We start from the raw sequence: 17,108 nt of genomic DNA on the forward strand, positions 1-17,108 counted from the left end.
AAGGCCGCGGGCGCTCTTGCGGGGTTCCGGCCGGCCAGCATCCGCGCAATGATGAGGCGGCCAGTTCATCGGCTATCTCGGGGAGGACTCGATCATGAAGGTGTTGGTCATCGGCGGCAGCGGGCTGATCGGGTCGCAGGTCGTCGCCAACCTCACCGAACTGGGACACGAGGCGATTCCGGCCTCGCCACGCTCGGGTGTCAATAGCATCACCGGCGAAGGTCTCGCCGAAGCCGTCGCGGGAGCGCACACGGTGGTCGACGTGTCGAACTCGCCCTCCTTCGACGACGAACCGGTGCTGCAGTTCTTCACGACGTCGACCAGAAACCTTCTCGCCGCGGAACGGGACGCTGGAGTGCGCCACCACGTCGCGTTATCGATCGTGGGTGCCGACCGTGCCCCGGACAGTGGCTACATGCGTGCCAAGGTTGCCCAGGAGAAGCTGATCGAGGAGTCGGGTTTTCCTTATTCTATCGTGCGCGCAACGCAGTTCTTCGAATTCGTCGGCGCGATAGCCGATTCCGCGACCGACGGCGACACGGTCCTCCTGCCGGAGGGGGCGTTCCAGCCCATCGCCGCGAAGGACGTCGCCACCGCCGTGACCGGCGCGACGATCAGCAGTCCGACCAATGGCTTCACCAATGTCGCCGGCCCGGAACGGTGCGGCATGGCCGACTTCATCCGGACCGCGCTCGCCGCGTCGAACGATCCCCGCCAGGTGGTGGGCGACCCCACGGCCCGCTACTTCGGTACCAGGCTGGACGAGCACACCATCGTTCCCCTCGACAGCGAGAACCCGACGATCTACCCCACCCGCTACAGCGACTGGAAGGACTCCATGAATGCCTGAGCTGCCCGCGAGCGGGGTCCCCATCGAGCGGACGCGGCTCACCAGGCGTGGCTTCATGGCCGCCGGGATCGCGGGCGGCGTGACACTGGCCGGCTGCGGCCAATCGAAGCCTCAGGCAACGGGCAGTGCCGCTCAAATGGCCGCCGCCGTCGCCGCGGCCGAGGGGGCCCGCCCGCACAGCGGGCGCACCGTGACCGCGAGCCTGGCCCCGCAGCCGACGCAGATCGACTTGGGTGGACCCATCGTCCATACACTGGCCTACGGCAATTCCGTTCCCGGACCGCTGATCCGAGCCAGCATCGGTGACGAGCTGGTCGTCACGGTCTCCAACCGGCTCGACCACCCGACATCGGTGCATTGGCACGGTATCGCGCTGCGCAACGACATGGACGGGGCGGCACCCGCGACCCCCAACATTGCTGCGGGCCAAGACTTTACCTACCGATTCTCCGTCCCGGCTCCGGGTACCTATTGGGCACATCCGCACACCGGGTTGGACGCCGACATGGGTCTTTACCTGCCGGTCATCGTCGACGATCCAACCGTCAGCGACTACGATGCCGAATGGATTGTCGTTCTTGACGATTGGACCGACGGCATCGGCAAGTCCCCGCAACAGCTCTACAACGAACTCACGAGCCCGAACAAGCCGCCCAAGTCCAGTCCGCCCAGCACGACCGAGACGACATCGACAGCAGCTACAACTTCGACCTCCGAAACGACTTCGACTTCCACAACTCCGGCGACTTCGACGGCCGAGGCGCCCTCGGGCGGCGTCGGCAGGAGCGACCTGCTTGGCGGCGACTCGGGCGACATCGCCTACCCGTACTATCTGATCAATGGCCGAATTCCCACGGCCCCGGTCACTTTCAGCGCCAAGCCGGGCCAGCGGATTCGGATCCGCTTCATCAACACCGGCTCCGACACCGCCTTCCGCGTCGCGCTGGCCGGCCACTCGATGACGGTCACCCACACCGACGGTTACCCCGTGGTGCCCAGACAGGTCGACGCCCTGCTGATCGGCATGGCCGAACGCTACGACGTCATCGTGACCGCCGCCGACGGCGTCTTCCCTCTGGTCGCGCTCGCGGAGGGCAAGGGCGCCCTGGCGCGCGCGTTCCTCTCCACTGGAGCCGGCAGCCAATCCGACCCGGGATTTCAACCGGCCGAACTGACAAAGCGCGTCGGTACCATCGACATGTTCACCGCGACTACACCCGCCAACCTCGGTCGCCCCGAACCCGGGCTGAACCTCCCGGTCACATTGGGCGGCAACATGATCCAGTACAACTGGACAATCAACGGCGAGCCCTACAGCAAGACGGATCCCCTGCGGATCCGAGAGGGTCAGCGGCCCACCATCACGTTCGACAACACGACCGCGATGTATCACCCAATTCACCTACACGGGCACACGTTCCAGCTGATCAAGGCCGACGGCAGCCTCGGTGCGCGCAAAGACACGGTGATCGTCCTGCCGAAGCAGAAGGTTCTCGCCGTTCTGGTCGCCGACAACCCCGGAACGTGGATGCTGCACTGCCACAACACCTACCATCAAGAGGCCGGGATGCAGACCCGCCTGGACTACGTTTTCTGACCTACCGTCGCCAGGAAGTCCAGCAGCAACTCGTTGACCGCCGAGGGCTGTTCGATCTGCGGGCAGTGACCCGCCTTGCCGATCACCGCCGAGCGGGCGCCGTCGATCTGCTTGGCGATCTGAGCCGCCCAGCCGGGCGGAAGGAGCTTGTCGTCTCCCCCCTCGACCACCAGCGTCGGCACATCGATGCGCTCGTAGGCCCGCGCCGCCGGCGGAGTCGGGGACGGCGCGGCGCCCGGGCGACGAAACCGGGCGGCGGCCACGGCCTCCCAGGCCCCCGGCGCGGTGCTCGACTCGTGGCGGCGGCGCACGTAGTCGTCATCGGCCGGGTAGCCCGGGTCGTGGAACAGCGCCTCGACGATGCGCCGCATCGCCGGCACGGTCGCGTCGTACTGCTGCAGCGCCTCGAAGTGTCGGTTCTGCTGGATTTCCCCGCCCCCGCAGATGATCACCAGGCTGCGGATCGGCAGCAGCGGCGCATCCGACGTGGCGTCGGTGAGCAGGTTGATGGCGCCCATCGAGTTGCCGACGAAGTGCGCCGAGCCGATGCCCAGCGCCTCGCAGAACCGCGCCACGTGCCGGATCCGCATGCCACGGCCGTCGACGAAGTCGATCACCTTCGCCGACTGCCCAAACCCCAGCTGGTCGGGCGCCAACACGCGATAGTGATCGGCCAGCGCGGCGATGTTGCGTTCCCAGCCGAGTTCGGCGCTGGCGCCGAACTCGCCGCCGTGCAGCAGCACCACCGGATCGCCGGCGCCGGCTTCCAGATAGCTGGTGGCCAGCCCGTCGACCAGCGTGGTCTTGCGGTGCATCACTTGATCGCGATCGGATTCACCGGCGACCCGACGGCCCCGACAACTCTCAAAGGTGGCGCGATGAGCTGGAATTCGTACACACCGTCGGCGGCGCAGTCATCGGCCAGCGCGGCGAGGTCCCAGTACTCGCCGAACATCAGCCCCATGTCGCGCAGGCACAGTAAATGCAGCGGCAGGAAGACCCCGTCGACCCCGGACACCAGGTCCTCGACCTGCAGGTTGTCGGCGGCGACCGCGGCGACCTCATGATCGTGCAGCCACGAGGCGCACCGCCAGTCCAACCCGGAGTAGCCCTCCATCTTGTTGCCGGTCTGCAGAAACCTTGTCCACCAACCGGTTCGGATCAGCACGATGTCACCGCGCCCGATCGTCACCCCTTGGGCGCGAACCACGTCGTCGAGTTCCTCCGGTGTGATCGGGTGGCCCGGTTCGAGGAAGACCTCCGCGCCGCGGTGGCGAACCAGGTCCAGCAGCACCCCGCGCGAGGTGATGCCCTTGCCGTCGACCTTGTCGATGCCGCAGTGGTAGGCGCCCATGCTGGTCACCGAGCCCGCCGGAAAACCGTTGTAGAGCTTGTCGTCGTAGTAGACGTGGGACAACGCATCCCACTGGGTTGCGGCCTGCAGCGGCATGATGATCATGTCGTCGTTGAAGCGGAACGGGTTTTCCGCCATGTATTGACTCAGCTGCTGCGCCAACGGGTTACGCGCCCACCCGGGTCCGTACCTGGCCAGCGTGTTCACATCGCCGCCGTCAATCGTCATGACGTGCACCGGGTTGTGGCGGAACTCGAAGGCGCCCTGCGGTCCCGACGCCCCGAAGTCCACCCCGAGCGGAAAGACCTTGCCGTGCCGGACCAGGCTGGCGGATTGCGCAACCTTGTCCGCGGTGATGAAGTTCAGGGTGCCCAGCTCGTCGTCGCTTCCCCATCGCCCCCAGTTGGAGACGTCGCGGGCGAGCTTGCGGAAGTCAGTCACGCTGGCCACGGTGCCCGTCCTTCCTCGAGTTCACGGGCGATCGCAGCGCCGACGTTTCCGCCGTCGACCCAGACGACTTGGCCCGAGATGTAGCTGGCTGCACGGCTATTCAGGAACAGCAGAACCGATGCCTGTTCGGCGGGGCCGGCGACGCGCCCCAACGGCTTGGGGATGTCGTCGAGAAAACCCTGCCCGTACGCTGTCCGCAGCTGGTCGAGGATCGGCGTTTCGGTCACCCCGGGTCCGGTGCAGTTGATGCGGATACCGCGCGCGCCCAGCGGCGTGGCGCTCCGCATGGTGTAGAGGACGACCGCCTCCTTGGACAGTTGGTAGCCGCCGCCGGTCAGCTCGTCGGGATGGGCGTGGCACCAGTCGATACCCTCTTGCATCGTTGCGGTATTCAGCAGCGGCGCCACGTCCCGCAGGTGTTCCCGGTATCCGGCCGCCGCCAGGGAGGACACGCTCACGATGGACGACCCCTCGGCCATCTGGGGAATCAGTGCCTCGGTGAAATGCCGCAGGCCGAGGAAGTTGATCGTGACGACCAGCGGCGGATCGCCGACCCCGGAAGAGACACCTGCGACGTTGAACAGCGCGTCGACCCGCCCACCGATGGACGCCGCGGCGCGATCGATCGATCCCGGGTTGGCTAGGTCGACCTCGTGAAAGTCGTTGATTTCGAAGGCCGGCCGGTGTTTGTCCAGGCCGACGACGTCGGCGCCGAGGTCCGTGAGCTGGCGCACCACGTGTTCGCCGATGCCTGACGCACAACCGGTCACGACCGCGCGCCGGCCGTCGTAGCGCCAGAGCTCGTCGATCTGACTCAACACTCAACCCGCTTCCGGCATCACTTGCCCTGCTCCTGCTCCTTCGCGCGCCGCGCCGCCTGGACGCGACCCTCGTTGATCTCCGCCATGGCTTCGGGGATCTCGCTGGCGGTGAACTTACCGCCGCGCCCGGTCGGCAGGCCACCGAAGGAGTAGTTTTCGTCGAATTGCGGTGCCGTCGATTCGGGGCGCCGCGCCTCCACCTTCTCGATGACGGGTGCCAGCCGCGCGGCCTTGTCGGCCGCCGCCTTTTCGTGACGTTCGATGAACTCCGGCAGCACCTCTTTGCCCATCAACTCGATCGATTCCATGGTGCCCTCGTGGCTGCGCGGGTTGAGCAGCAGGATGATCTCGTCGACGCCGCTGTCTTCGTAGCCGCGCAGGAACTCGCGGACGGTGGCCGGAGAGCCGATCGCGCCGCGTCCGGGCCCGTACGCCAGCGTCGGGTCCTTCTCGACCTCTTCGAGGTACCGCTTCCACACTCCGGTCCGCCCGGGGGTGTGAATGCCGGTCATGTAGTAGTGCATGATGCCGAACGAGAAGAAGCCGCCGCCCTGCCCGAGCCGTTTGAGCGCCTCGTCGTCGGTCTTGGCGACCATCATCGACAGGTCGCCGCCGATCGCGAGGATGTTCGGGTTGATCTGCGGGGTGATCGGGACACCGTTCTCCTCGAACTCCTTGTAGTAGCCGTTGACCCGCTCGGTCAGCGGGCCGGGGCCGGTGTACGCGAAACTCAAAGCGCCGATGGCTTTTTGGGCCGCCATCTGCACGCTGGCCGGCCGGGTGCAGGCCACCCAGACCGGCGGGTGCGGTTTTTGCATCGGCTTGGGAATGACGTTGCGGGCGGGCATCTGGATGTGCTCGCCCTTGAACCCCGCGAAGGGTTCCTCGATCATGCATCGGATAGCGACCTCGAGGGCCTCTTCCCATTGCGCCCGCTTGTCGGCGGGGTCGATGTTGAATCCGCCGAGCTCACCGACCGAGGAGGATTCCCCGGTGCCGAATTCGACGCGCCCGTTGGAGAGCAGGTCCAGGGTGGCGATGCGCTCGGCCACGCGTGCCGGGTGATTCACCGCGGGCGGCAGGTGCATGATGCCGAATCCGAGCCGGATGTTCTTGGTCCGCTGGCTGGCCGCGGCCAGGAATATCTCCGGCGCGGTGGAATGGCAGTACTCCTCGAGGAAGTGGTGCTCGGTGAGCCAGACGGTGGAGAACCCGGCCTTGTCGGCGGCCTCGACCTCGTCGAGGCATTCCTGCAGCAGAACGCGTTCGTCGTCGGGCTGCCACGGGCGCGGCAGGGCGAACTCGTAGAACAGCGAGATTTTCATTGTTACCTCCTATGAGAATTAGGGGTTCGGGTGGCTGGTTGGGCGGCAAGGTGTTTGGCCGCGACGAAGCCGAAGGTCATCGCCGGGCCGATGGTCGCCCCGGCGCCGGCATAGCTGCGGCCCATCACCGGCGCGGCGGTGTTTCCGACCGCGTAGAGTCCCCGCACGACGGTGCCGTCGGACCGCAAGACCCGCGCGTATTCGTCGGTGCGCAAACCGCCCGACGTCCCGAGGTCGCCGAGCACGATTCGGAACGCGTAGTACGGCGGACCGGTCAGCGGGTACAGATTCGGGTTGGGCAACGTCGGGTCGCCGTAGTAGTTGTCGTAGACGCTGTCCCCGCGGTTGAAGTCGTCGTCGTGCCCCTTGCGGGCGAGTTCGTTGAAACGCGTTGCCGTTTCTATGAGTTGGCGCGCCGGCACGCCGATCTTGGTCGCCATCTCGTCCCAGCTCATCGCCGCCTTGACCACGCCGGATTCCAGCCAGGCCGGCGGGACCTTGCGCCCCGTGGGCACCGGCGCCCCGGGAATCTTGGGCAGCGGCAGATGACCGGCGATGACATAGCGATTCCAAGACCTGTGGTCGGTGATGAGCCAGCACGGGATGTGAGTGACCCCGGATTTCTGGCCGTCGATCATCGCGTGGCCGAAGTCCATGTACGGCGCCGCCTCGTTGATGAAGCGCTTGCCTTCGCCGTTGACGATGAACTGCGCGGGCATCATCCGTTCGTTGAGCATGAATTGCATGCGGCCGTCCGGCCATTGGATCGCCGGAAACCACCACGCCTCGTCGAGCAGATCGGTTGCCGCACCTACCTTCTGGCCGACGCGGATGCCGTCTCCCATGGACGCCGGATTGCCGAAGCTCCAATCCTGGTCCACGACGGGTAGCTGCTCTTTGCGCCAGGCCAGGTCGTGATCGAAGCCGCCGGAAGCCAGGATGACGCCCCGGTGGGCGCCGATCCGCCGCTTGGCACCGTCTCGCTGCAGCACCGCTCCGGTCACCGATCCGTCGGCGTCGGTGAGCAGCTCGACCATCGGCAAGTCCAGCAACAGCGTGATGCCGCGCTCCCGCATCGCCAGCCACAGCCGCGCTGCCAGTGACTGTCCGATCGCCGCCATCCGCTCGTCGAACACCCTCGCCCTGGCCATGCGCCAGATCAACTTCAGCAGGACCCCCTTGCCGGCCCACGACTGCCTGATCCGATAGAAGGTCCGAAGCTCCTTGGGGCCCAGCCAGATTCCCTTGGGCGCGAGCGCCAGCGGCTTGAGCAGCTTGTCCTCGTCGGGCCCCAATTCGCGCAGGTCGATGGGCGGAACGTTGATCGTGCTACCGAGTTCGGAGCCGCCGGGCAACTCCGGGTAGTAGTCGGCATAGCCGGGCTTCCAGACGAACTCAAGCCATCCGGACAGCTGCTCGAGGAACTCCAGCATCTGCGGCGCCGACTCGACGTACTGCCGGATGCGCGCCTCGCTGACCAGACCGTCGGTGATCCTGCGCAGGTATTCGACGACGGCTTCGGGGTCGGGCACGTAGCCCTCCCTGCGCTGTGCGGGCGCGCCGGGCACCCAGATGCCGCCGCCGGACAGGGCGGTGGAACCGCCGAAGTGGGACGACTTTTCCACCACCAGCGTGTCCAGCCCGCAGGCGTGCGCGGTGAGGGCGGCGGTCATGCCGCCACCACCGGATCCGACGACCAGCACGTCGACAACGTGATCGAAGTCCCCGTCGGTCATTGCGGCGTCGCCGTCCTGATGGCGAAGCCGGCGATCAGCTCGGCCGCCGGCTTGTAGTAGCGCATCACGGTCTGGTACGGCCCCGCCGATTCAAGGGCCGCGAAAGCCGCCACCCACGTTCTGATTTCATGCGCCGAGCCGCCGCCTTCGTGCAGCACGAACGAGTTCGACCACTGATCGAGGTCGTCCAGCCGCCCCGCGTCGATGATCTCGAGGAAGCGATGATCCCACGCCGGGTTGAGCGGCTGCAGGTCGCTTTCGCCCGCGGCGAAGCTCTTGGCCGCGTCGATCACGGTCGCCTGCCGGTCCTGCCGCTGCTCGGGCGTCATCGGCCGGCCGTGCACGATCCGTTCCAGGACCGCCGGGGGTGCGGTCGACAGGGTCGGCACCGGAGGGCTGTGCGAGAGCCCACCGGATCCGATCACCAGGACCCGCTTGTCCAGTGTCGCCAGATAGGCGCCGACGGCGGCACCGAGCGCGCGGCAGCGATGCAGCGGCCCCAACGGCACCGCGATCGCGTTGACAAAGACCGGTATCGTCGGCCGCGCGGTGGCGTCACCGAAGAGCCGCTCCAGCGGTTGAACGGTGCCGTGGTCGACGTCCATGCTGGCCGAGACGGCGACGTCGACACCGGCGGCGAGCACGGCCTTCGCGCATTCGGTGGCCATCTCCTCGGGCACGTTCAGGGGACCGGCGTGGGTGCCGTAATCGCCAACACCGTTGGCGCTCAGTCCGATACAGAACGGCGGCATCACCTTGTAGAAGAACCCGTTGTAGTGATCGGGTGAGAAGATGACCACGAGCTCGGGGTCGTAATCTTCGACGAACGCGCGCGCCCGCGCGATCGCGCCCTCGACGTCGTCAAGCAGGTCCCGCGACGGCCCCGGAAGATTCAGGAGCGGACTGTGGGACATACAACACAGAGCCAGAGCCACTTCGGCGATCACCCCCTCCCGGGGTGAGCGCGAGGGCATCGAAGAGGGCTTTGCTCAGCTCGGGCGCACGCTGAGCGATGCAGGCGCCCGCGATGCACCGATCGGGCCGCAGGAAAACCACCGATTCCGGGTGCGTGTCAAACCAGGATTTGACGTCGCCGGATGGGTCGCCGACGACCACGACATCAGGGTCGTCGTGCCCGGTCCAGTGCAGCTGAGTCGAGGGCCGCAGCGCAATGAACCGCGCTCCCATGGCTTTCCACGCCGCGAACGACTTTTCGCCGAGGATCTCGCGCGGGTTGTTGTTCCAGCACAGCACCGCGAACCAGTTGCCCAGCAGGTCGTCCAGCAGGATGTTGTGCTGGCTACGGGTATCCACGCGGGGCTGGATGAACAGGGTGCCGACCGGCGATTCGGCACGGCGCGGCGCGTTGTGTACGACGGCGCCCTGCTCGTAACGCGGCATCGGCTTGAACCGCATCTCCAGCACATATCGCTTGAGCGAGGGCACAATTGACGCGGATCGCACGAGCAGGTCTCGCGCGGTCGCCACCCGCCGGTTCGTCGGCGAGATCACGCGGCCGACCATGGTGGAAAGGTCGATCATCGCCCGCGCGTGCTTGCGGCGCTCCACATCGTAGGTGTCCAGCAACGCGTCGGCGGCCTGGCCGTTGACCACCGCCGCGAGCTTCCAGCCGAGGTTGGCCGCGTCCCGGATGCCGCTGTTGTAGCCCTGCCCCTGCCACACCGGCATCAGATGCGCGGCGTCGCCGGCCAGCAATAGCCGGCCCCTGCGGAATGCGCCGGCGATCCGGGAATGGTGGGTGTAGACGCGCCGCCGGATCACGTCGACCCGGTCGGGGTGCGGCACCATGCGCGCCAGCATCCGGGTCAGGAAGGCCGGGTCCTCGGCCTGCTCGTCGGACTCGTCGGCGTGAATCATGAACTCGAAGCGGCGAATTCCGTGCGCGATCGAGATCGAGGCGTACGGGCGTTCGGGGTCGGCGCCGACCTCGCTGTTCGGGTGCCCCAGCGGGTCGTTGGCGATGTCGACGACCAGCCAGCGGGTCGGCGACGTCGTTCCGTCGAACGAGACGTCCATCATTCGCCGGGTCATGCTGCGGCCGCCGTCGCACCCGACGACGTAACGCGCCCGCACGGTCGAGGTGTCGCCGTCGCCGCCGAGCTCCACGGTCACCCCGTCGTCGTCTTGCGCGCAGGCCACCATCGGGCGGGCCCACCACACCTCGACATGCTCGAATCTGTCCAGGCCGACGAGCAATTCGGCGTCGACGAGCGGCTGCACGAAGCCGTTGCGTTTGGGCCAGCCGAAACGCGCGTCGGGCGGGGCCATTTCGGCAAGCACCCGGCGCTTGGCGTCGACGAAACGCAGAATCTGGTTGGGCACGGTGTGCGGCAGGACGCGGTCGACCAGGCCTATCGACTGGAAGGTGCGCAGCGCCTCGTCGTCCAGCCCCACCCCGCGCGGGTAGTCGATGAGCGTGTCCCGCTCCTCGACCACCAGCGTCCTGACTCCCTGCAGGCCAAGGATATTGGCTAACGTCAACCCGACCGGCCCGGCGCCGACGACCACAACGTCGACCTCCATCAGCGCCCCAGCAGGAAGTCGAGGTGCAGGCGGTTGAAGGTCTTGGCGTCCTCGTACTGGGGCCAGTGGCCACAGCCGGGCATCACCTCGAAGCGCGCATCGGGGATCATCGACGCGATGCGGCGCCCCTCGGTCACGTCGGCGGTCGGGTCGTCGCTGGTCCACAGCACCAGCGTCGGCGCGGTGATCGACCCGTATTCCGCGGGGCCGAGTATGTTGCGCGCCCGAATCTCGGTGTCTTGCAACGCCATGATGTCGCGCATCGCCGCGACGAATCCCGGTTGGCGATAGATCCGCTGGCGGCTGGCGACCAGGTCGTCGTAATCCTTGGACTTGTCGGCCATCAACCATTTGATGCGGGCCTGGACTGTCTCCCACGTCGGATCCTCGGCGGCGGCCATGGACAACGTGATGATCCGTTGCATCACAGCGGGATCGGCCTGGGAGCCACCGGCGGTGTTGAGGACCAGCCGGTCGACCACGTCCGGATGGTCGACGGCGGCGCGAGCGGCCACCCAGCCGCCCAGCGACTCGCCGCTGATGCTGGCGCGATCGACGCCGATGGTGCGCAGCACGGCCATCAGGTGCTCGACGTAGTGGTGGACTTCCAGCGGGTGGCCCGGCTTGTCGGTGTATCCGTGCCCGAGCATGTCGATCGCCCAGGTCCAGAAATGTTCGGCGTGCGCCGCGAGGTTGCGGACGTAGGCCTCGGCGTGGCCCCCGGATCCGTGCAGCAGCAGCAGCACCGGCTGGCCGGGATCGCCGGCACGCAGGTAGCGGGTGCGGATTCCGCCGGCCCCTCCGGCCATGAGGTAACCCTGCGAAAACGCGACGCCCTGGAGATCGCTCCATATGCTCTCGAACTCCGCCACGGTTCCTCTCCGCCGGTAGCCTTGCATTGTGCTAATATCGCACATTAATGTGCGTTATATAATAGAGCTTCGCTCTCGCATGGAGGTCTGTCAAGGCTGTGACGGGTTCTGGCACCGGCTCGCAAACCCTGGCCAGGGGCCTGACGGCGCTGCAGATGGTGGCCGATTCCCCGGCCGGGCTCACCGTGCAGCAGCTCGCCGACCAGGTCGGAGTGCACCGCACCATCGCGTATCGCCTGCTTTCGACGTTGACCCAATTCCGGTTGGTGGCCAAGGGCGAGGACGGGCGGTACCGGCCGGCCGCCGGCCTGGCGGTGCTCGGCGCGTCCTTCGACCGCAACGTGCGCCAACTGAGTCTGCCGACGCTGCGCGCGCTGGCCGACGATCTCGGCACCACGGTGTCGTTGCTCGTCGCCGAGGGTGACCAGCAGGTGGCGGTCGCGGTGATCGTGCCGAGCCATGTGGCCTACCAGCTGTCCTTCCACGAGGGCAGCCGATATCCGTTGGACCGCGGCGCGGCCGGGATCGCCTTGCTCGCGAGCATGCCCCCGCGCCCCGGCGAACGGGATCTGGTCGCCCGCACTCGCCAGCGCGGGTGGGTGACGACGTACGCGGAGATCGAGCCCAACACCTACGGCCTCGCGGTGCCGGTCCACCGCCAAACGCCGTCCCCGCCAACGTGTATCAACCTCATCTCCCATCGTGAGGATGTGGTGATGCGCGGTAAGGACGCGGTCATCAGGGCCGCAAAGCAGTTGTCCGAGCTACTGAGCTGAAGGGATATCAGTCCATGCCTTGGGACTCCGAAGTCGATGTCGTCGTCCTTGGCAGCGGCGGAGCCGGACTCACCGCCGCGCTGTCTGCGGCCGCCGCCGGCGCATCCGTCGCCGTCTTCGAGAAGGCACCGACCGTCGGCGGGACCACCGCGGTGTCGGGTGGCATCGTGTGGATCCCGGCCCATAACCGTTCTCCCGACGGGGAATTGACGCTAGCGGACGCGTTGAGGTATCTGCGCGCGCAGTCCCTTGGCTCGATGGACGACGCTCTAGTCGACACGTTCGTGCGCACCGGCCCGGCGATGCTCGACTTCGTCGAGGCGCACAGCGGTCTGCGCTTCGAGATCGCCACCGGCTTCCCCGATTACCAGCCGGAGCTGCCGGGAGGACAACCGACGGGCGGCCGATCGCTCAGCGCGGTCCCGTTCGATCTCGCGCAATTGGGCGAATGGGCCACCCGGATCACGTCGTTTCCCGCCGATTGGTCCAACGTCGGCTTCGATGCCGAGACGCGGGCCCGGTTGCACGCGGCCATCGACGAGCGGACCAGCCATCTGTGCGTGGCCGGCACCGCGCTGATCGCGGGGCTGCTGAAGGGGCTGCTGGATGCCGGGGTGACACCGCAGGTGAACGCGCGCGCCGAGCAACTCGTGGGCGAGGACGGGGAGGTCACCGGGGTTCGGGTGGCCTTGCCGGGACGCAGCGTGAGCGTGCGTGCCCGCCGCGGCGTCGTCCTGGGCACTGGCGGCTTCGAGTGGGATCCCGTTCTGGCACAGGCATTTTTACGCGGACCGATGCACGGGGCGGTCTCCCCGCCGAACAACACCGGGGACGGGTTGCGCATGGCGATGGCTGTCGGCGCGGAGCTGGGCAACATGGGCGAGGCGTGGTGGGTGCCGATCGTGCAAATCCCCGGCGACACCATCGACGGCAAGCCGCGCAGCCGCAGCGTGCGCCTGGAGCGCACCCGGCCGAGGAGCATCATCGTCAACGCCGCCGGCCGCCGGTTCGTCAACGAGGCTTGCGACTACAACTCGATGGCAGGCGCCTTCCACTACCTTGACCCCCGCGGCGGGTACGTGAACGATCGCGGCTGGATCATCTTCGACTCGGTGCACCTGCAGCGCTACGGATTTCTGGGTGTCGCTCCGGGACAACCGGTTCCGGACTGGTTCTGCGAGTCAGCTGACCTTGCCGAGCTGGCCGCCAAGACCGGCATCGACGCCGACGGCCTCGCCCGCACGGTCCGGGAATGGAACCGGCACGTGGCTGCGGGCGCCGATCCCGACTTCGGCCGCGGATCGAGCGCGTACGACGGTTACTGGGGCGACGACAGCGCCACCACGCTGGCCGGCAAGACACTGGGCCCGATCGACACCGCGCCCTACTATGCGGTGCCGGTGTGCATCGGCGCGATGGGGACCAAGGGCGGACCGCGCACCGATCCCGACGGCCGCGTGCTGCACGTCAGTGGCGAGCCGATCACCGGCCTGTTCGCCGCGGGCAACGCGATGGCAGGCGCGACCGGTAGGGCCTACGGTGGTGCTGGCGGGACTCTCGGCCCGGCAATGGTTTTCGGCTACCGTGCCGGGCATGCGGCCGCCACTGGCAAGTCCGTCGACCTCCAATAGCTGTGTCTTGCGCCTTGCCTTCGCCGAACGTGAAACCGTTGCGAAGGATCTGGCCAATTTTCGCAACAGTTTCACGTTCGGCGCCGCGGGAGGCTAGCCTACGAGATACGTACCGTGGCCTTCGATCACAAGGTCGCCACTGAACCGCAAGACTTCGCAGACCAGCGCATCCTCCTGGTTGCGGTACACGATGGCAATGGTGTCGATTCCCCGATAGACGCCTTCGATGTCGAACCGGAGATTGGTAGTCTGCTGCAACGCCTGGGTCCAGTAGCGACGCAGCGCGGCCTTGCCGTGCACGATCCCCGCCGTATCGGGCAGGAGCCTGGCGGCCACCGGCGAAGTGAACACAACGTCGTTGTGAAAGTGCTCAAGGACCGATTCCACGTCGTGAGCGTTCCATGCTGCTACCCACTGCTGACCAAAGGCGACGGCGTCAAGGTTCATCGTGGACACGGTAGCCGCCAACGCGGCCGGTGGTCCAAGCATTTTCGGACGCAGTGCCTCCGCCTTGCGCCGAACGTGAAGCTATTGCGAAATTTTTGGCGATTTTTCGCAGTGAGTTCACTTTCGGCGCGGTGGGCGAATCAGCTTGCGTACGCGGGGCCTTCGGGCAACATGTGCCGACGCACGAGTTTGCGCCAACGCCGATGCCGGTAGCGATAGATCCCCTTCGCGAGCGCCGCGACGAAGGGAGTCGCGGCTCCGGCATCGATGTCGACGGTGTCGCTGTATCGACTCGAACGCTCGTCGATCGGTTCGACGTGCAGGGTGTGGTTCCACGCCTTGAGCAGGCCGCCGTGCTCGTGGGTGCGTACCGTCTTGCGGTCCTGGTCCACCTCGACGATTTCGATCGTGTGCCGGTAGGCCGGTATCAGATGGAAGGCGAACAGCCATCCCGTGCCGCGCTCGCCCAGGCGCAGATTCTCCGAGCGTCCCGACAATGCCGGAAAGCCAAGCAAGCCCTTGCACACGTAGAGAAAGGTGACCGGTGACAGCATCGCCGACCACACCCGGTCGGCGTCGGTCGGCAGGATCGTTTCGATGTGGACGGTTCGCACCACTACTCCTTCGGCAGCTTCAATCCTGTTAATCCGTCGGGGACAGCAGTCGTTCGGCCGCCGTGTACGGATCGTCGCGCCCGTCGACCACCGCCTCGGCGAGGCGATCGAGATCCGGCCGGGTGCGCAGCCGCGTTTGCGCCAACGACAGGATCTGCGCTCGGGCGCGGGCCAGCCGGCGCTCGCGGCTGTCGCTGCGGTGATGGTCGTCGATGACGGCCACCAGTTCCGAAATCCCTTCCCCGCGAGCGGCGACGAGGCTGACGATCGGGGCCTTGGTCTCGGCCCGCAGGTCCCGCATGGTCTGTTCGGCGCCGTCGCGGTCGGCCTTGTTGACCACCACGATGTCGGCGACCTCCAGCACGCCCGCCTTGGCGGCCTGCACGGCGTCGCCCGCTCCGGGATTCAGGATGACGATGGTCGGGTCGGCGACGGCCGCGATCTCGATCTCCGACTGACCCACCCCCACCGTCTCGAGCATGACCACGTCGTAACCGATCGCCCCCAGCAGGCGGATGGCCGCCGGAACCGCGGCGGCCAGGCCCCCCAGATGGCCGCGCGTCGCCACCGAACGGATCAATACGTCGGCGTCGTTGATATGCGCCGCCATTCGAATCCGATCCCCCAGCAGCGCACCGCCACTGAACGGTGACGACGGGTCCACGGCCAGCACCGCCACGCGGCGCCCGCGCTCCCGGTAGGCGCTGACCAGGGCCGCGATCGTCGTCGACTTGCCCGCGCCCGGCGGTCCGGTGATGCCGATGACGGGGCCCGCGAACGCCGGTGCGGACCCGATGCTTGCCAGCACCTCGTCGCGGCGCTCGCCCTCGACCAGACTGAGTAGCCGACCCGCCGCCCGCGGAGACCCGTTGCGGGCTCCGGTGATCAGGTCGGCGATGGTCATTGGGGCATTATGGAGCAGCGACCTCGATGACCGTCGCGGAACCCATCCCGCCGCCCGCGCACATGGCCGCAACCCCGATTCCGCCGCCGCGGCGGCGCAATTCGTGCACCAGGGTGACCAGCATCCTGGCTCCGGTCGCCGCCACCGGGTGCCCCAGCGAGCAGCCGCTGCCGCTGACGTTGACCTTGTCCGGGTCGAGATCGAGGATCTTGACGGTCGCCACGCACATCGCGGCGAATGCCTCGTTGATTTCGAACAGGTCCACATCCGAGATCGAAAGTCCCGCGCGCCCAAGGGCTTTCGGGATCGCCTCGACGGGCGCCAAGCCGGTGATCGCCGGGTCGACGCCGACGGACGCCCAGGACCGCACCGTGGCCAGCGCGGGCAGCCCGAGCCGATCGCTGGCGATGGTCAACGCCGCGGCACCGTCGTTGGCGCCGCAGGCGTTGCCGGCGGTGATCGAAAAGCCCTCGATCTCCGGATGCAGCGGCTTGAGCGCGGCCAGCTTCTCCATGCTGGTGTCCCGGCGGGGATGCTCGTCGACCGAGAACAACCCGTGCGGCGTCTCGATGGGCACGATCTCCTCTTTGAAACGGCCCTCGTCGATCGCGGCGATCGCGTTGCGGTGCGACCGCAGCGCCCACGCGTCCATCTCCTCGCGACTCACGCCCGCCTTGACCGCGGCGTTCCACCCCACGGTGATCGACATGTCGAGATTGGGTGCGTCCGGGCGGTCCGGGTGCGTCGGCGGGAACCAGTCGACCCACTCGCCGTCCACCTGCATGCGGGAGCGCGGCGACGTCGACGCCGAGTTCACTCCGCCGGCGATGACGAGCTGATCCATCCCGGCCCGCACGCTTGCCGCCGCGCTCTGCACCGCCGCCTGTCCGGCCGCGCAGTGCCGGTTGTTGGCCAAACCGGGCACCTGGGGCAGGCCCGCCGTGATGGCCGCGTGGCGGGCCAGCACGCCGCCGCCGTAGAGGCCCTCGCCCAGGATCACGTCGTCGACCTGCGCGGTGTCCAGCGTCGCGGCGGCCTCGGAGACGACGTGATGCGCGAGGTCAAATGCGCTGGTGTCGCGCAGCGTTCCCTTTCGGGCGGTGCCGATCGGGGTGCGCAGGGCGGACACGATGACGGCTTCAGGCACGGTCTTCTCCAGTTCAGCGAGCGCGTTGCGGGGCCGGGAA

General features: G+C 67.4%; 16 protein-coding genes. 4 read left to right on the forward strand and 12 right to left on the reverse strand.

Going from position 1 to position 17,108, the window contains the following annotated elements:
• Positions 1-94: 94 nt before the first annotated feature.
• Both AC5Y6X_RS03350 and AC5Y6X_RS03355 read left to right on the forward strand, forming a co-directional pair.
• Positions 95-850 (forward strand): SDR family oxidoreductase, encoded by a 756-nt coding sequence (locus AC5Y6X_RS03350; protein WP_499984503.1) that lies wholly within the window; start codon positions 95-97, stop codon positions 848-850.
• Positions 843-2,447 carry a multicopper oxidase family protein gene (locus AC5Y6X_RS03355; protein WP_499984504.1) on the forward strand — a complete coding sequence of 535 codons (1,605 nt, stop codon included), beginning with the start codon at positions 843-845 and terminating at the stop codon, positions 2,445-2,447. The genes AC5Y6X_RS03350 and AC5Y6X_RS03355 overlap by 8 nt, the downstream gene beginning before the upstream one ends.
• Here the strand turns inward: AC5Y6X_RS03355 and AC5Y6X_RS03360 are convergent.
• Genes AC5Y6X_RS03360 through AC5Y6X_RS03395 form a run of 8 tightly spaced genes read right to left on the reverse strand, consistent with a single transcriptional unit; the run spans position 2,435 to position 11,549 of the window.
• Complete coding sequence (locus AC5Y6X_RS03360) at positions 2,435-3,262, reverse strand: alpha/beta fold hydrolase (RefSeq protein WP_499984506.1); 828 nt, start codon at positions 3,260-3,262, stop codon at positions 2,435-2,437. The genes AC5Y6X_RS03355 and AC5Y6X_RS03360 overlap by 13 nt on opposite strands.
• The gene (locus AC5Y6X_RS03365; protein ID WP_499984508.1) at positions 3,262-4,251 is read right to left on the reverse strand and encodes a cyclase family protein; all 990 of its coding nucleotides are present in this window, start codon (positions 4,249-4,251) and stop codon (positions 3,262-3,264) included. The genes AC5Y6X_RS03360 and AC5Y6X_RS03365 overlap by 1 nt, the downstream gene beginning before the upstream one ends.
• Positions 4,239-5,069: a coniferyl-alcohol dehydrogenase gene (locus tag AC5Y6X_RS03370; protein ID WP_499985216.1), complete on the reverse strand. Its 831-nt coding sequence runs from the start codon at positions 5,067-5,069 to the stop codon at positions 4,239-4,241. The genes AC5Y6X_RS03365 and AC5Y6X_RS03370 overlap by 13 nt, the downstream gene beginning before the upstream one ends.
• Positions 5,070-5,089: 20 nt before the next feature.
• Positions 5,090-6,397 carry an LLM class flavin-dependent oxidoreductase gene (locus AC5Y6X_RS03375; RefSeq protein WP_499984509.1) on the reverse strand — a complete coding sequence of 436 codons (1,308 nt, stop codon included), beginning with the start codon at positions 6,395-6,397 and terminating at the stop codon, positions 5,090-5,092.
• A 2-nt stretch (positions 6,398-6,399) separates the two neighbouring features.
• Positions 6,400-8,133 carry an FAD-binding protein gene (locus tag AC5Y6X_RS03380; protein ID WP_499984511.1) on the reverse strand — a complete coding sequence of 578 codons (1,734 nt, stop codon included), beginning with the start codon at positions 8,131-8,133 and terminating at the stop codon, positions 6,400-6,402.
• Positions 8,130-9,047, reverse strand: a complete 918-nt coding sequence (locus AC5Y6X_RS03385) for a 3-carboxyethylcatechol 2,3-dioxygenase (protein WP_499984512.1) — start codon at positions 9,045-9,047, stop codon at positions 8,130-8,132. The genes AC5Y6X_RS03380 and AC5Y6X_RS03385 overlap by 4 nt, the downstream gene beginning before the upstream one ends.
• Positions 8,995-10,677, reverse strand: a complete 1,683-nt coding sequence (locus tag AC5Y6X_RS03390; RefSeq protein WP_499984514.1) for a bifunctional 3-(3-hydroxy-phenyl)propionate/3-hydroxycinnamic acid hydroxylase — start codon at positions 10,675-10,677, stop codon at positions 8,995-8,997. Before AC5Y6X_RS03390 ends, AC5Y6X_RS03385 begins: the two co-directional genes overlap by 53 nt.
• On the reverse strand, positions 10,677-11,549 hold the full coding sequence (locus tag AC5Y6X_RS03395; protein ID WP_499984517.1) for an alpha/beta fold hydrolase: 873 nt from the start codon (positions 11,547-11,549) through the stop codon (positions 10,677-10,679). Before AC5Y6X_RS03395 ends, AC5Y6X_RS03390 begins: the two co-directional genes overlap by 1 nt.
• Positions 11,550-11,647: 98 nt before the next feature.
• Here AC5Y6X_RS03395 and AC5Y6X_RS03400 point away from each other — a divergent pair, with 98 nt between their 5' ends.
• Both AC5Y6X_RS03400 and AC5Y6X_RS03405 read left to right on the forward strand, forming a co-directional pair.
• Positions 11,648-12,325: an IclR family transcriptional regulator gene (locus AC5Y6X_RS03400; protein WP_499984519.1), complete on the forward strand. Its 678-nt coding sequence runs from the start codon at positions 11,648-11,650 to the stop codon at positions 12,323-12,325.
• A 14-nt stretch (positions 12,326-12,339) separates the two neighbouring features.
• Positions 12,340-13,956, forward strand: a complete 1,617-nt coding sequence (locus AC5Y6X_RS03405; protein WP_499984520.1) for an FAD-dependent oxidoreductase — start codon at positions 12,340-12,342, stop codon at positions 13,954-13,956.
• 93 nt (positions 13,957-14,049) lie between these two features.
• Here the strand turns inward: AC5Y6X_RS03405 and AC5Y6X_RS03410 are convergent, their stop codons facing one another.
• The 4 genes from AC5Y6X_RS03410 to AC5Y6X_RS03425 all read right to left on the reverse strand — a co-directional run bounded on the left by AC5Y6X_RS03410 (position 14,050) and on the right by AC5Y6X_RS03425 (position 17,068).
• Positions 14,050-14,403, reverse strand: coding sequence for a nuclear transport factor 2 family protein (locus tag AC5Y6X_RS03410; RefSeq protein ID WP_499984522.1), 354 nt, complete (start codon positions 14,401-14,403; stop codon positions 14,050-14,052).
• 140 nt (positions 14,404-14,543) lie between these two features.
• Positions 14,544-15,017, reverse strand: coding sequence for an Rv1443c family protein (locus AC5Y6X_RS03415; RefSeq protein ID WP_324673786.1), 474 nt, complete (start codon positions 15,015-15,017; stop codon positions 14,544-14,546).
• Positions 15,018-15,045: 28 nt separating this feature from the next.
• Positions 15,046-15,921 carry a methylmalonyl Co-A mutase-associated GTPase MeaB gene (gene meaB, locus AC5Y6X_RS03420; protein ID WP_499984524.1) on the reverse strand — a complete coding sequence of 292 codons (876 nt, stop codon included), beginning with the start codon at positions 15,919-15,921 and terminating at the stop codon, positions 15,046-15,048.
• A gap of 7 nt (positions 15,922-15,928) precedes the next feature.
• Entirely contained in the window at positions 15,929-17,068 is a 1,140-nt protein-coding gene (locus AC5Y6X_RS03425; RefSeq protein ID WP_499984525.1) for a thiolase family protein, read from the reverse strand.
• Positions 17,069-17,108 lie beyond the last annotated feature (40 nt).

Source organism: Mycobacterium sp. NGS26 (genome assembly GCF_059813025.1).